This is a genomic window from Trabulsiella guamensis ATCC 49490, assembly GCF_000734965.1.
GTDB classification, from domain to species: Bacteria; Pseudomonadota; Gammaproteobacteria; order Enterobacterales; family Enterobacteriaceae; genus Trabulsiella; species Trabulsiella guamensis.
Window position 1 is genome coordinate 1 of record NZ_JMTB01000040.1, and the last position, 14888, is coordinate 14888.

The window sequence follows — 14888 nt, forward strand, 5'->3', positions numbered from 1 at the left end:
GTCCGGCGCTTTGATCCCTGCCGCCCAGACCATGAGATCCGCTTTGATGTACTCGCCCTCTTTCGTGTGCAGGCCTCCTTCATCCGCGCTGGTCACCATGGTTTGTGTCAGGACGCGCACGCCCATTTTCGTCAGCTCGTTATGCGCCGCACCGGAGATGCGCGGTGGCAGCGCAGGCAGAATACGCTCCCCCGCTTCCACCAGCGTGACGTTCAGCGCCTCGTTGGTCAGCCCCTTGTAGCCGTAGCTGTGCAGTTGTTTCACCGCATTGTGCAATTCGGCTGAAAGCTCAACGCCCGTCGCTCCGCCGCCGACAATCGCGATGTTCACTTTGCCGTTAGCGCCGAGATGGCTGGAATGTTTCAGGAACAAATTGAGCATTTCCTGGTGGAAACGACGCGCCTGATGCGGGTTATCGAGGAAAATACAGTGCTCTTTCACGCCTGGCGTGTTGAAATCGTTCGACGTACTCCCCAGCGCCATGACCAGTGTGTCATACGGCAGTTTGCGCTCAGGAACCAGCAGATCGCCTTTGTTGTCGCGGATTTCTGCGAGGGTAATAGTTTTACTGTCACGATTGATATCGACCACGGAACCCAACTGGAACTGAAAATGATGGTTGCGCGCATGCGCCAGGTAACTCAGCGCATCCACACCTTCATCCAGCGAACCGGTCGCCACTTCGTGCAGCAGCGGTTTCCACAGATGGCTATGATTGCGATCCACCAGCGTGATTTTTGCTTTTTTGCCACGGCCCAGCTTTCTGCCTAACTGCGTAGCCAGTTCCAGCCCGCCAGCACCACCGCCTACAATCACTATCTTTTTCAATGGTGTAGTCAACGTGACCCCCTCAAATTATTAACCAATTGTTAATTAAAAGTTATTTAAATAGCCTTTAATTAACAACAGGTTACCTGCGCGAAACCATTCAGCAGCACTGAGAATAACACGAACGGTTCATTGGTCATACCAAAATTGATATGCATCAAGTTTTGCTGCTGTAATGATGAACAAGTTTAGCGCCTGGAGGGTTTTATGAATGCCCGGCAGGCAGTGCGCCGCCGGGACTAAAGAGATTAGCCTAAGGTTTTAAACGCTTTGATGCGCTGCAGATGCGGGGAGATATTTTTGAATTTATGGGTCTGCACTTCATCCCAGATAATTTCATAGTAATGATGCAGTAGATCTGCCGAACGCTGGCTGTTCAGCGCTTCATCCTGACGGGAGAGGATCACCAGGCAACGGTCGCGGTTTTTCTCACGGAAATTGCTCACGCATTTGGTGGCGATATCCACATACTCTTCCGGGCGGTCAATTTTCCCTTCCATATTTTCATTAGGATAGAGATTCGGGTTAAACATCACCTGACGTACATCGCACAAGAAACCAATCCGTTCCGCCCAGTAGCCGCCAAGCCCGACGCCACAAATGAGCGGGCGGTCATCAACATTCAGTTGCAGCATCTTGTCGACTTCCTTCAACAAATGCTGCATATCGTGTTTCGGATGGAGCGTGCTGTAGCTTATCAACCGAACATCCGGATCGATAAATTGCAGCTGTAACACCTTTTCGTGGTTACCCGGGCTGTTCGAGTCAAAACCGTGTAAATAAATAATCATCACATCCTCACAACACTTCCGATCCCGATGCGGGAGAATTAACGATCCGCTTTATGCTCCTGCCAGCGTTCATGCAGCTGTTCCAGCTGTGCGCTGACCGTCTTCCAGCGAGAGGAATCCATCAACGTCTGACGCGTTAACGTCCCATGATGATACAATTTCGTAACACGCTCTGCTTTGATCGGCGACAGATTATCCAGCACACTAACGGCCCCCTTACGATTATTGCAGACCAGGATCATATCGCAACCTGCGTCCAGCGATGCCTGTCCGCGTTCCGCATAACTCCCCATGATGGCAGCCCCTTCCATGGACAGATCGTCAGAAAAAATAACACCATCAAAACCCAGTTCGCCCCGCAACACCGTTTTCAGCCAGTGCGGTGAACCGCTGGCCGGACGCGGGTCGACATCGCTGTAGATGACATGCGCAGGCATAATGGCATCAAGGCGTTGCTCATCGATTAACGTGCGGAACACCGACATATCTTTGGCGATGATTTCGGCCTGCGGACGCGGATCTTTCGGCGTCTCTTTATGCGAATCAGCGGTAACCGCGCCGTGCCCCGGGAAATGCTTACCGGTGGTTTTCATCCCTGCGCTGTGCATACCATCGATGACATGACGCGCCATCGCCAGCGCTTTGGCCGGATCTTCATGATAAGAACGCTCGCCAATCGCTGCACTGATATGCCCGACGTCGAGCACTGGCGCGAAGCTGATGTCGATATCCATGGAAATCATTTCGCTAGCCATCAGCCACCCGGCTTCCTGCGCCAGTTTGCCTCCCTCTTCCATTCCCAGCAGCGCGGCAAAGGACTGCGCTGCAGGCAGACGGGTGAAGCCGTCACGGAAACGCTGGACGCGGCCACCTTCCTGATCAACGGCAACCACCAGATGATTGCGCGAGGCAGCACGGATCTGGCGCACCAGCTCACGCAACTGCGCGGGATCATGATAGTTGCGGGTAAAAATAATCAGCCCGCCAACCAGCGGATGGGCCAGGATTTCGCGTTCTTCCGCATCCAGCTCAAACCCTTCGACATCCAACATTACTGGACCCACAAAGACCTCTCTTATCCATTTGTCTTAAGCTGGCACCATGTTTCATCTGCCAGCGTGATAAATTGCTGTTCGCTGGTCTGTTGCCAGCGACATTCGAACCAGCCTGCTTTTAGCATCAAAAGCCACGGTCGCCAGCGCTGAACCTGTCGCCACAACTGCGACGGGTCTATCTTCGCCAGCGTCGCGTAATCACCGACTAACTGCCGATGTGCCGCGTCGCTGCTGACCCAGACAGCCGCAAGCTCCAGCGCGATATCGCCGTCGCCGGCGTACTCCCAGTCAATCAGCCGCAACCCCGCTGCCGTATGGACGATATTTCCGGCATGTACATCCATATGCAACGGCGCCAGGCGCAGTGGAACCGGCTCACCGGTTTTCCGTAAGCGATGCAACTGACGAAGCCAGAAAGGCGTACGGCGCGCAGGCGAGCTTTGCTGCCAGTACCGTTGCAGCAACGGCAACAGTTGTATACGCCAGCCAAACCTGGGCTGTTGATGTAAATAATACAGCATTGCCGCCAGTTGACGATGGTCCGCCAGCGTGCTTTTCACCTCACCGGGGAGATAGTCCACCGCCATCCAGCCGGGCGTGTAGAAGCGCGGACGCGGCGCCAGATCGTCAGGAAGTTGCGACAACACGTGATACTGGCGGAGAAAGTGATATTCGGCGTCCTGCGGCGTGTGGTGCTGACGCAATACCAGACGCTGGTCGCCGTTTTCAATGATACAGCTACCACCGCTTAATCCCGTCGAAACGGGACCCGCGGCGGGCTGAAAATCGGGAAAAAAACGTGACAGAACCGCGTCACGCGTCAGTTTACTGTTGTTGCACTGCACCTTTACCTGACCAGATAATCTCGCCAGTCTGGACCAGCATCAGTTGCATTTGCAGCGTCGGTGCATTGACGTTGCCGGTGGCGTTGGAATACAGCACATATTGTGCGCCGACGGTGCGCGCAATCCCCATCGCTTTGCTGCGGGAACCGAGGCTGTCCTGTGGCGACAGACCAAGCTGCTGTTTGGCGACCGCCAGTTGCTGCACGGAAACCAGCGTGAACTTACCGTTGCCACTCAGCGCATTGCGCAACGCCGTGGTCGCTTCGTTGGCGTTCAGTGAACCGTTGGTGCGGTTATTGACGCTATCGACAAGCAGAATGCTGCCCGCGCTGACACCTTCAGACTGCAGCATTTTGCCCACCATCGGCTGTACGGCGCCGTTCCAGTCATAATGACGAACGCGCGGCGCGGGCTGCCCGGTCTGATCCGTCTGTTCAATCGGGCCTGGCTGCTGCGGAATGGTCGGCACGGAGGGAACCGTCGGCTCCGGTTGTTGCGGTATGGGCTGCTGCGGCACCGGTTTTACCTGATCGACAGGCGCGGGCTCTTCGCGTTGCCCCACACACCCCGACAGGACGATCGCCAGTGCCGTCATTAATGCATAGCGACTCATTTTTGACATCACGATTACCCCTTAAAGATAAAGATAAAGGCGGACTTTATGCGCCCCAAGATTATTTGCGCTACCGTAAAGCGTGACGGAGGAATTACCCGGCACAGTCACACTGCGCGGCGCTTCGAGGGGATGCATTTCCAGCCCTCTGGCGTCATACCAGTAAAAACGATAATGGAGCGTCACGGGTTCGCGGCGCTCGTTGAAGAGAACAGAAGAGGCAGTCGCCTGAATTTCAGAGGTGATCAACGTCGGTTTTTCGGCGCTGATCCCGGCCACCAGAACGTTCGACTCCATCACCAGCGACTGCTGGTCGCCAACCGGGATCTCCGGATGCGAACTGCAGCCCGCCAGCGTCAGAAGAGCCAGCATCAGGGTGAAACGCCCTGTCTTCATGTTCACCTTCACTTTCTCGCCAGCATCGGTCCCAGCGGACGGCCGCCGAGCAGGTGCATATGAATATGATAGACTTCCTGCCCGCCATGACGGTTGCAATTCACAATCAGGCGATAACCGTCTTCGGCAATCCCTTCCTGTTCAGCGATTCTGGCGGCGGCCGTCATCATGCGCCCCAGCGCCAGCTCATGCTCGGCGGTAACGTGATTGACGGTTGGGATCAGGAGATTGGGAACAATCAGGATGTGCGTCGGCGCCTGTGGCGAGATATCACGAAATGCGGTGACAAGATCGTCCTGATAAACGATATCCGAAGGGATCTCGCGACGAATGATTTTGCTGAAAATCGTTTCTTCTGCCATGACCTGTTCCTTTTTAATTATTCACCATGCGGTAATCTGACAAACAGAATAGAACTCTGAGTATGAGCGACTTACTCCCTGTCTTTCAACCTGAAACCGTGATTTCTTATCCTCTTAGCCATTAGCTGCTGCCGAAATAACCACGCTTTTCCTGTCGTCCCCTTTCGCGACTTAAAACAAAGTTTCATTGATATCGTTTACATCTGTTTACAGTGTTAATTCGAATGCGTATATTTCTCATTTGCATTTGTATGCAAGAAGTGCACAACCGCGTCTCACCATAACGCTGACCCCGCAACGACGGGGTGTAAGCCAGAACAACAATTATTTTAAAGGGTTTATTATGATTTCCATTGATATCATCAGGGACGAGCGGCGCTCCCCTGCCACCGCGCCGGCACTGCTGGCGGTCTGTATTGCCGTAGCACTCTTTCCCAATACCCTGCGCGCAGCCGAGGATTCTCAGGAAGAGAAAATCGTCGTTGAAGGCACTACAGATATCAGTAGCGACAGCCAGGATCAGGATTACAGCGTAAAAACCACAACCACCGGCACCAAACTGTTGCTGGTTCCGCGTGATATACCGCAGTCAGTCAGCGTTATCAGCCAGCAGCGGATGACGGACCAGGAACTGAACACCATCGGTGAGGTGCTGGATAACACCACCGGGGTGAGCGCTTCCCGCATTGATACCAGCCGCACCAATTTCTACTCGCGTGGGTTCTTTATCAGCAACTTTGCTTACGAAGATATGCCGACATTCCTTGATAATCGCTGGAACTTTGGCGATACCGCTGGCGATACCGCGATTTACGACAAAATCGAAGTGGTGCGCGGCGCGGCGGGGCTGATGAGCGGTACAGGCAACCCATCTGCCTACGTAAATATGGTGCGTAAGCACGCCGACAGCAAAGAATTCAAAGGGACAGTCTCCGCGACTTATGGCAGTTGGGACAAACAACGTTATGTGCTGGATCTGCAGGCGCCGCTCACCGAATCCGGCAACGTCCGCGGGCGTATGATCACCGGTTATCAGGACAACGATTCCTGGATCGAGCGTAACCATTACCGTAAGAAATTCATTTACGGCGTTGTGGATGCCGATGTCACCGACTCCACGACCCTGTCCGTCGGCTATGACTATCAGGAAAGTGAAGAAGACAGCCCGACCTGGGGCGGCTTCCCGTCCCTGTTCAGCGATGGCAGCAAAACGCATTTCCGTCGTGGCTTTAACACCGCCGCCGACTGGACCTACTCCAATAAAGATTCCACCAAAATCTTTGCCAACCTGACTCAACGTTTTGATAACGGCTGGGAAGCAAAGCTCAACGCCATGCACGCGGAAACCAACTTTGACAGCAAATTAATGTATGTCGATGGTTACCCGGATAAAGCCACAGGCCTGTACGATGCATCGAAATGGTACGGTGCCTGGGGTGGCTGGAACCGTGGCGAGCGTAAGCAGGACTCGGTGGATGCGTTCGTGCGCGGCGGTTACGATCTGCTGGGCCGTCAGCATGAGTTGATGCTGGGCGGCAGTTACAGCCGTCAGCGCAATAACTATGACAATTCCTTCCCGGTTAACAGTAACTTTGGTTTGATGGATGTGGGCAGCATTTATGATTACAACGGCAAGCTGGCCGATCCGACCTGGTCTGATTTTGCCCTTTACCAGCGCGATGTGATTCGCCAGAAATCGGTTTATGCCGCGACGCGTCTCTCGCTTGCTGACCCGTTGCATTTGATCCTCGGGGCCCGTTATACCGAGTGGAGCGCGAAATATAACCTCGAGCGTAAGCCCGATGAAATTCGCACTTCAAAATTCGATGACATCACACCGTATGCCGGTCTGATTTACGATATCAACGATACCTGGTCGGCATATGCCAGCTATACGTCTATCTTCCAGCCGAGCGGCCAGCGTGACATCAACAGCAAGTTTATCGATCCAACGACCGGTAAGAGCTATGAAGCGGGTCTGAAAGGCGACTGGTTTAATACCCGTCTTACCGCCTCGGTATCTGTGTTCCGTATCGAACAGGACAATGTGGCCGTTTCAACAGGGACAACGATTCCGGGTTCCGGTGGGCAGACCGCGTATAAATCAGTTGATGGTACGGTGAGTAAAGGTATTGAGTTCGAGCTGAACGGCGCGCTGACAGACAACTGGCAGTTGACCTTTGGCGGTAGCCGTTACATTGCGGAAGATGAGGACGGTAACGCCGTGAACCCGAGCCAGCCGCGGACATCGCTGAAGTTGTTCACCCGTTACCAGCTGCCAGTGCTGCCTGAGCTGACCGTCGGCGGCGGTGCACGCTGGCAGAACAAAACCTGGCAGGATATCGATAACGGTCCGAACGGCGTGACGCAGATTACCCAGGATGGCTACACTGTGGTCGATCTCTTTACCCGCTATCAGGTCACCAAAGACTTCGCGATTCAGGCCAACCTGAACAACGTGTTTGACGAAGAGTATTACGATTACCTGGGCACTTACGGCGTCTATGGCGCGCCGCGTAATTTCTCTGTCAGTGCAAGCTACAGTTTCTGAGTTACCCACAGGCCCGGTAAGGCGCGGACGCCACCGGGCAAAAAGTAAAAAGGCAGCCATTCGGCTGCCTTAGTTCTCCCCACAATCTGACTTAGTTGTTGCGGATGTAATCATCCATTTCGGTTTTCAGGTTATCGGATTTGGTACCGAAAATCGCCTGTACACCGGAACCTGCAACAACCACACCTGCAGCACCCAGTTTCTTCAGGCCAGCCTGATCCACTTTCGCCACATCCGCTACGCTGACACGCAGACGCGTGATGCAAGCGTCGAGGTTAGTGATGTTGGTTTTACCACCAAACGCAGCAACCAGAGCCGGTGCCATTTCGCTGGAAACACCCGCTTTTGCATCGTCAGTCGCATCTTCACGACCCGGGGTTTTCAGGTCCATCGCTTTGATCAGCACACGGAAGATGGTGTAGTAAACGAGGGCATAGCAGATACCGACAATCGGGAACAACCACAGTTTACTGCTGTTACCGGACAGGACGATGAAGTCGATAAGACCGTGCGAGAACGACGTACCGTCACGCATACCCAGCAGGATAGCAATCGGGAAGGCCAGACCAGCCAGAATCGCGTGGATCACGTACAGGATCGGCGCAACGAACATGAAGGAGAACTCGATCGGCTCGGTAATACCGGTCAGGAACGAGGTCAGCGCGGCGGAGATCATGATACCGCCCACTTTCGCGCGGTTTTCTGGTTTCGCAGAGTGCCAGATAGCGATTGCCGCTGCCGGCAGGCCATACATTTTGAACAGGAAGCCACCAGACAGTTTACCCGCGGTCGGGTCGCCTGCCATATAGCGCGGAATATCACCGTGGAAGACCTGACCTGCAGCGTTGGTGTATTCACCGATTTGCATCTGGAAAGGAACGTTCCAGATGTGGTGCAGACCGAACGGCACCAGGCAACGCTCAACGAAACCGTAGATACCGAAAGCCACAACCGGGTTCTGATAAGCCGCCCACTGGGAGAACGTCTGGATGGCAGTACCAATCGGTGGCCAAATGAAGGAGAGGATCACACCGGTGAAAATCGCTGCCAGGCCGGAAATAATCGGCACAAAACGCTTGCCCGCAAAGAAGCCCAGATACTCAGGCAACTTGATGCGATAGAAGCGGTTGAACATATACGCCGCGATCGCACCCGAGATAATACCGCCAAGTACACCGGTATCCGCGAGGTGTTTCGCCGCGATCTCTTCCGCAGGTAAATGCAGGACCAGCGGTGCGACAACCGCCATGGTTTTCACCATGATGCCGTAAGCCACTACTGCAGCCAGCGCAGAAACGCCATCGTTATTGGTGAAGCCAAGCGCAACACCGATAGCGAAGATCAGCGGCATGTTGGCGAAGACCGAACCGCCCGCTTCCGCCATAACATGGGAAACGACGGCTGGCAGCCAGCTGAAGTTAGCAGAACCGACGCCCAGCAGGATACCTGCGATAGGCAGTACGGATACAGGCAACATCAGCGATTTACCGACCTTCTGCAGGTTAGCAAATGCATTCTTAAACATAATTGAGAGTGCTCCTGAGTATTTGTGCTTTTATTACGCATTCACGCATTGGCGCGGGGGGAGAGCCGCGCCGTGGACAGGACATCTAAGCGCCCTTTATTTATTACACAGAGTAAAATAAATCCACTCTGTGTTGTTTGACGGCTATCACGTTTCGGTTAGCGTCAGCCGAAAAACTTGCGTTTCTTTACATAACTGATGTCAGGATGTGTCAAATGATCCGTTCACCGCCCGTTTTATGGCGGTGAACTTTACTCGTTTTGCTTATTAATTACGAGCTTTAAAATAACCTAAGAAATCAGGCGTCTTGCAGGCGGGAGGGGGCAATATGGAACAGGTGGGCGAAGTTTTCGGTAGTCTGCTGCGCCAGTTGTTCTACTGTCACACCTTTCAGTACCGCCATGTATTCTGCCACGTCACGCACCAGCGCGGGCTGGTTCTCTTTTCCGCGATGAGGAACCGGTGCCAGATACGGTGAATCCGTCTCCACCAGCAGTCTGTCCAGCGGCACATAGCGCGCAGCATCCCGCAACTGTTCAGCATTGCGGAATGTCACAATGCCTGAAAACGAAATATAAAACCCAAGATCAAGCAGCTTACCCGCTGTTTCTCTGTCTTCAGTGAAACAGTGTAGTACGCCGCCGCAATCCGTCACCTTTTCCTCGCGCAGGATCGTCAGCGTATCTTCCCGGGCGTCACGGGTATGCACAATAACGGGCTTATTCAGCTCGCGTCCGATGCGGATGTGATGGCGAAACGATTCCTGCTGACGCGTTTTTGTTTCTGGCGTGTAATAGTAGTCGAGCCCTGTTTCGCCCATCGCGACCACCCCCTCTTCTGCTGCCAGACGGCGCAACTCTTCCACATCATAGGTTTCGTCCTGATTGAGCGGATGCACTCCGCAGGAGTAAACCACGTCATCACGGTTTCCCACCAGTTCACGCATATTGCGGTAGCCCGGTAGCGTCGTGGCGACGGCGAGAAAAAATTTGACGTCACGAGCAGCGGCTTTTGTCAGCGCGTCGTTAACATCTTTATGCAGGGATTGATAATCCAGGCCATCAAGATGGCAGTGTGAGTCGACTAAAAACATAATGTCTCTCTCAGAATTGAGATACGGGAAGTACCGCTCCCGGTTGCAGGTAATGCTCCCAGCGCAACAGGCGCTCGGTAAGGATCAGTTCGCGATTGAGTCCGACAACGCTCAGCAGTTGTTCGCGGCATTCGCAGGCATCCTGAACGATCGCCCGTAGCGTCGCCGCCGGCAAAGTGCGGGCCAGTTTTTCGGTCAGTGCCAGCGCATCGGTGTTTGTCAGAAGGGTAATGCTCTGCTGGATTTTAAGCGCATCCAGCAGCAACGAGGCAAACCAGTGCAGCCGCGTCGTCGCATCGTCATGGTTGAAGACCGGAAGCAGGGAAAGCCAGTCCTGGCTGGTCAGCGCCGCCTCAAGCGCCTGGCAAAGTTGCTGGCGCGCAGCCCAGGGATTTTCCTGTAATAACTCAAGGGCCGCCGCTGGTGCACTTGCGCTCAGACGCAATGCCGTCAATCGGGCCTCTTGTGACGTTGTCACTTCACGTTCAAGCCATGCCATCGCCCAGCTTTCCGCAGGCGGCGACAGGTGATGTAACCGACAGCGGCTACGCAGCGTCGCCAGCAGTCGAGCAGGCTCTTCGCAGGCAAGGAAAAACCAGGTGTTCTCCGGTGGTTCTTCGAGTGTTTTTAACAGTGCGTTGGCGGCAGCATCCGTCAGTTGCGTTGCGTCGCTTACCCATACCACTTTTGCACCGCCGAGCCGGGCATGCTCGTACAGTTTTTCACTCACCTCACGCACGGCGTCAATGCCGAGGGCGTTTTTCCCTTTCTCCGGCATCAGAGGATAGTAGTCAGGATGCGTTCCCGCCTGCATCAACTGACAACTGTGGCACTGCCCGCAGCTTTTGTGACCATCCGGCTGATGACACATCAGCCAGCGGCTCAGCGCATAAATCAGCGCGTCGTCACCCATACCGGGCAACGCCTGAATCAGTAACGCATGGTGCCCACGCCCGGCCTGATAACTGGCAATCAGCTGTTCAAAATGGGGGCGCAACCACGGATACCATTTCATGCATGCTGCTCCTTCACCCACGCCGTCACGGTGTCGCGGATGTCCTGCATAACTTTTTCCAACGGCTGGGTGGCGTCAATGGTGCGAATACTGCTGTCCTGCGCCGCCAGTTCGAGATAACGCGCGCGGGTACGGTTGAAGAAATCCAGCGACTCCTGTTCGATGCGGTCGAGATCACCACGTGCACGGGCGCGCTTAAGGCCCACTTCAGGCGTCACATCAAGGTAAATCGTCAGGTTCGGGCGGAAATCGCCCAGCACGGCATCGCGTAATGTCGCCAGCATATGCTGATCGATACCGCGCCCGCCGCCCTGGTAGGCTTGTGTTGAGAGATCGTGGCGATCGCCAATTACCCACTGCCCTTTCGCCAGCGCCGGTTTAATCACCGTTTCAACCAACTGTACACGGGCCGCGTAGAACATCAGTACTTCCGCCTTATCCGTAATAACTTCATCGCCAACCGATTTGATATCCAGCACCAGACTGCGCAATTTTTCTGCAAGGATAGTGCCGCCGGGTTCACGGGTGAAAACCAGATCGCGAATACCCAATTGCTCCAGCGTTTCCACCACCATATTACGAGCGGTGGTTTTGCCTGCCCCTTCCAGACCTTCGATGACGATGTAATTACTGGCCATTTTTTTCCTTAAGCACTTTCAGGTAATCCTGCACCGCCCGGTTATGGCTGGCGAGATTGGTCGTAAACTGGTGGCCACCTTTACCGTCAGCCACAAAATAGAGATACGGTGTTTTCGCCGGATGCGCGGCCGCATTCAGCGACGCTTCGCCTGGGGTCGCGATGGGGCCCGGCGGCAGACCAGCGATGACATAGGTGTTATATGCTGTCGGCGTTTCCAGATCTTTGCGCGACAATTTACCATTATAACTCGCTCCCATGCCGTAAATCACGGTGGGATCGGTCTGCAGACGCATGCCGAGCCGCAAACGGTTAATAAACACCGATGCCACGCGGTCACGTTCGCTGGCGACCGCCGTCTCTTTTTCAATGATCGATGCCATGGTCACCAGCTGGTTCTGGTCCTGATACGGCAGGTTGTCCATCCGCCCCTTCCAGGCCTGTTCAACCGCGTTGACCATTTTCAGATGTGCGCGTTTAAGGATCGCAATATCCGTGGTGTTGGCGGTGTACATCCAGGTATCCGGCCAGAACCAGCCCTCCACCCAGTCGGTATGTTCAAGTTCCAGCGCCTGCGCAACGGTCGCGTACTCATCGTCTTTCAGCGTATGTTTGATGTAAGGCGCGTCACGCAATTGCCTGAGGTAATCACTGAGCCGCATCCCTTCCACAAAACGCAGTGGGAACTGCGCTTCTTTACCGCTATCCAGCAGCAGAAGCATGTCGCGTACGGTCATCTGCGGGGTGAGCCGGTAAGTGCCCGCTTTAAAATGGGAGAGATCCGGCTCGACACGCAACAGCCACTGGAACACGCGCGGGCGGTTGATGATCTTATCCGCATGCAGCTGATCGCCCAACACTTTACGCCCGGTACCCGCTTTCAGCGTGAAAATGGTTTCTTCTTTGATAAGTAATTTGCTGTCCGCGAACTGGCGGACTTTCCACATCCCGACACCTGCGGCGATACCCATCACCACCAGCAACAACAGGACAAAACGTAACATTTTCTTCATGGCTAATCGGATGACTCACAACGTGGGGCTAAAAATTCAAACAGTTCATGTGACAGGTAGCAAACCTCGCCAAACGCCTTCACCGGCACGATCGGCATCAGTACGTTACACAACAGAACTTCATCCGCCTGCTGTACCGCCTCTTCTCGCGCATTCACTTCGACAACGCGATACCGGCTTTGTGCCAGTAGCGAAAGACAAAACTGACGCATGATGCCATTGACGCCCGCATGGGTGAGCCGCGGTGTAAAGACAGTATCACCCGCCCGCCAGAACAAATTAGCCGCACAGCATTCCGTAACCCACCCTTCACTGTCAAGGACCAGTGCTTCCTGCGCGTCTGTCTGCTCAAGATGCGCACGGATCAGCACCTGTTCAAGGCGATTCAGATGCTTGAGCCCGGCAAGATGCGGGTTACGCCCGAGTCGTACCGGGCTTAATACCAGCGTAATGCCCTCTTCCCGCCAGCGAACATACTGCGCCGGCGCGGGCGAAACTGAGAGAATACGGGTCGGCGTCAGGCAGGTTGCCGGACTGTAACCACGACCACCATTGCCACGAGTGATGATCACTTTCAGGACGCCATCACCCTTCTCTGCCGCCATCTGTAGCATTTCGTCACGCAGCGGGGCTTCATCGGCAAAAGGGATCATCAGCGCATGGCAGGTCGTCTGCAGGCGCTGCAGGTGAGCCTCGAGAAAATCGACTTTGCCGTTACGAACTCTCGCCGTCGTAAAGCAGCCATCGCCAAACTGAACAGCGCGATCATTGGCCGCCAGAGAGTCCCGTTCTTTACCGTTAATCAAGAACATAGAAGCTCCTTATCTGTCTCTGTCAGTCTGGCAGCAGCCCGGATGGGTTACAAGAGGAATACGCTTAAAGGAAAGGCCTGCAAAAGCAGGCCTTAACAGAGAGGATCAGACCTTTTTGAAGATCAGAGAGCCGTTGGTGCCGCCAAAGCCGAAGGAGTTACACAGGGTATACTCCATTCCGCTGACCTGGCGCGCTTCGTGTGGCACGAAGTCCAGATCACAACCTTCATCCGGGTTATCCAGGTTGATGGTCGGCGGTACAGCCTGGTCACGCAGCGCAAGGATAGAGTAGATGGATTCCACTGCACCCGCTGCACCTAACAGATGACCGGTCATGGATTTGGTCGAGCTAACCATCACGCGGCTGGCGGCTGCGCCAAACACATTTTTTACCGCCTGCGCTTCGGCTTTGTCACCCGCAGGGGTGGACGTGCCGTGAGCGTTGACGTAGCCAATCTGGCCCGGTTCAATACCTGCATCGCGGAGTGCGTTAACCATTGCCAGCGCAGCGCCTGCGCCATTTTCCGGCGGTGACGTCATATGGTAGGCATCACTGCTCATACCAAAGCCGACCACTTCAGCGTAGATTTTCGCGCCGCGTTTTTTCGCGTGTTCGTACTCTTCCAGCACGATAATGCCTGCGCCGTCGCCCAGCACGAAGCCATCACGGTCTTTGTCCCACGGACGGCTTGCCGCCTGCGGGTTATCATTGCGGGTAGACAGCGCACGAGCTGCACCGAAACCACCTACGCCGAGCGGCGTACTGGCTTTTTCTGCCCCACCTGCCAGCATCACGTCAGCATCGTTGTACGCAATAATACGGGCCGCATGGCCAATATTATGCACGCCTGATGTACAGGCGGTCGCGATGGAGATACTTGGCCCACGCAGACCAAACATGATAGTCAGATGACCCGCCACCATGTTCACAATAGTAGACGGAACGAAGAACGGGCTGATCTTACGCGGACCGCCATTAACCAGAGAACTATGGTTTTCTTCGATTAAACCGAGACCACCAATACCAGAGCCGATAGCGGCGCCGATACGACTGGCGTTCTCTTCCGTCACTTCAAGGCCAGAATCCTGCATGGCCTGAACGCCAGCGACAATTCCGTATTGAATGAAGGCATCCATCTTGCGCTGTTCTTTACGCGAGATGATGTCATCACAGTTAAAATCCTTTACTAAGCCAGCAAATTTCGTTGCATAGGCGCTAGTATCGAAATGGTCGATCAGGCTGATGCCACTCTGACCGGCAAGGAGAGTTTTCCAGGTAGACTCTACGGTATTGCCGACAGGAGACAACATGCCCAGTCCGGTCACAACTACACGACGCTTAGACACGTTTG

The 14888-nt window shown here is 54.5% G+C and carries 15 protein-coding genes; 1 reads left to right on the plus strand and 14 read right to left on the minus strand.

Annotated elements, in window-relative coordinates; translation table 11 throughout:
- The 7 genes from GTGU_RS04305 to hinT form a co-directional block, all read right to left on the minus strand.
- A partial coding sequence (locus tag GTGU_RS04305) for an NAD(P)/FAD-dependent oxidoreductase (protein ID WP_038154538.1) occupies positions 1-840 on the minus strand: 840 nt, incomplete at its 3' end.
- Positions 841-1076: 236 nt separating this feature from the next.
- Positions 1077-1619, minus strand: coding sequence for an alpha/beta hydrolase YcfP (gene ycfP, locus GTGU_RS04310; protein ID WP_038154472.1), 543 nt, complete (start codon positions 1617-1619; stop codon positions 1077-1079).
- Positions 1620-1657: 38 nt separating this feature from the next.
- Positions 1658-2683, minus strand: coding sequence for a beta-N-acetylhexosaminidase (gene nagZ / locus GTGU_RS04315; RefSeq protein WP_038154473.1), 1026 nt, complete (start codon positions 2681-2683; stop codon positions 1658-1660).
- Positions 2684-2694: 11 nt separating this feature from the next.
- Positions 2695-3519 carry a thiamine kinase gene (gene thiK / locus GTGU_RS04320; protein WP_038154474.1) on the minus strand — a complete coding sequence of 275 codons (825 nt, stop codon included), beginning with the start codon at positions 3517-3519 and terminating at the stop codon, positions 2695-2697.
- Positions 3500-4141, minus strand: coding sequence for a penicillin-binding protein activator LpoB (gene lpoB, locus GTGU_RS04325; RefSeq protein WP_038154475.1), 642 nt, complete (start codon positions 4139-4141; stop codon positions 3500-3502). The genes thiK and lpoB overlap by 20 nt, the downstream gene beginning before the upstream one ends.
- Before the next feature lie 12 nt (positions 4142-4153).
- Positions 4154-4528 carry a YcfL family putative periplasmic lipoprotein gene (locus tag GTGU_RS04330; protein WP_038154539.1) on the minus strand — a complete coding sequence of 125 codons (375 nt, stop codon included), beginning with the start codon at positions 4526-4528 and terminating at the stop codon, positions 4154-4156.
- Positions 4529-4536: 8 nt separating this feature from the next.
- The gene (hinT, locus tag GTGU_RS04335) at positions 4537-4890 is read right to left on the minus strand and encodes a purine nucleoside phosphoramidase (protein ID WP_038154476.1); all 354 of its coding nucleotides are present in this window, start codon (positions 4888-4890) and stop codon (positions 4537-4539) included.
- A 343-nt stretch (positions 4891-5233) separates the two neighbouring features.
- Between hinT and fhuE the strand changes: the two genes are divergently transcribed.
- The gene (gene fhuE, locus GTGU_RS04340; RefSeq protein ID WP_038154477.1) at positions 5234-7441 is read left to right on the plus strand and encodes a ferric-rhodotorulic acid/ferric-coprogen receptor FhuE; all 2208 of its coding nucleotides are present in this window, start codon (positions 5234-5236) and stop codon (positions 7439-7441) included.
- Between the two features lie 91 nt (positions 7442-7532).
- Here fhuE and ptsG read toward each other — a convergent pair whose 3' ends face one another.
- The 7 genes from ptsG to fabF all read right to left on the minus strand — a co-directional run bounded on the left by ptsG (position 7533) and on the right by fabF (position 14883).
- Complete coding sequence (gene ptsG / locus GTGU_RS04345) at positions 7533-8966, minus strand: PTS glucose transporter subunit IIBC (RefSeq protein WP_038154478.1); 1434 nt, start codon at positions 8964-8966, stop codon at positions 7533-7535.
- 298 nt (positions 8967-9264) lie between these two features.
- Positions 9265-10059 carry a metal-dependent hydrolase gene (locus tag GTGU_RS04350; protein ID WP_038154479.1) on the minus strand — a complete coding sequence of 265 codons (795 nt, stop codon included), beginning with the start codon at positions 10057-10059 and terminating at the stop codon, positions 9265-9267.
- Between the two features lie 10 nt (positions 10060-10069).
- Positions 10070-11074, minus strand: a complete 1005-nt coding sequence (gene holB, locus GTGU_RS04355; protein ID WP_038154480.1) for a DNA polymerase III subunit delta' — start codon at positions 11072-11074, stop codon at positions 10070-10072.
- Positions 11071-11712, minus strand: coding sequence for a dTMP kinase (gene tmk, locus GTGU_RS04360; RefSeq protein ID WP_038154481.1), 642 nt, complete (start codon positions 11710-11712; stop codon positions 11071-11073). Before tmk ends, holB begins: the two co-directional genes overlap by 4 nt.
- The gene (gene yceG / locus GTGU_RS04365) at positions 11702-12724 is read right to left on the minus strand and encodes a cell division protein YceG (protein ID WP_038154482.1); all 1023 of its coding nucleotides are present in this window, start codon (positions 12722-12724) and stop codon (positions 11702-11704) included. Before yceG ends, tmk begins: the two co-directional genes overlap by 11 nt.
- Before the next feature lie 2 nt (positions 12725-12726).
- Positions 12727-13536, minus strand: a complete 810-nt coding sequence (pabC, locus tag GTGU_RS04370; protein ID WP_038154483.1) for an aminodeoxychorismate lyase — start codon at positions 13534-13536, stop codon at positions 12727-12729.
- Between the two features lie 105 nt (positions 13537-13641).
- Entirely contained in the window at positions 13642-14883 is a 1242-nt protein-coding gene (gene fabF / locus GTGU_RS04375) for a beta-ketoacyl-ACP synthase II (RefSeq protein ID WP_038154484.1), read from the minus strand.
- Between the last annotated feature and the right edge of the window lie 5 nt (positions 14884-14888).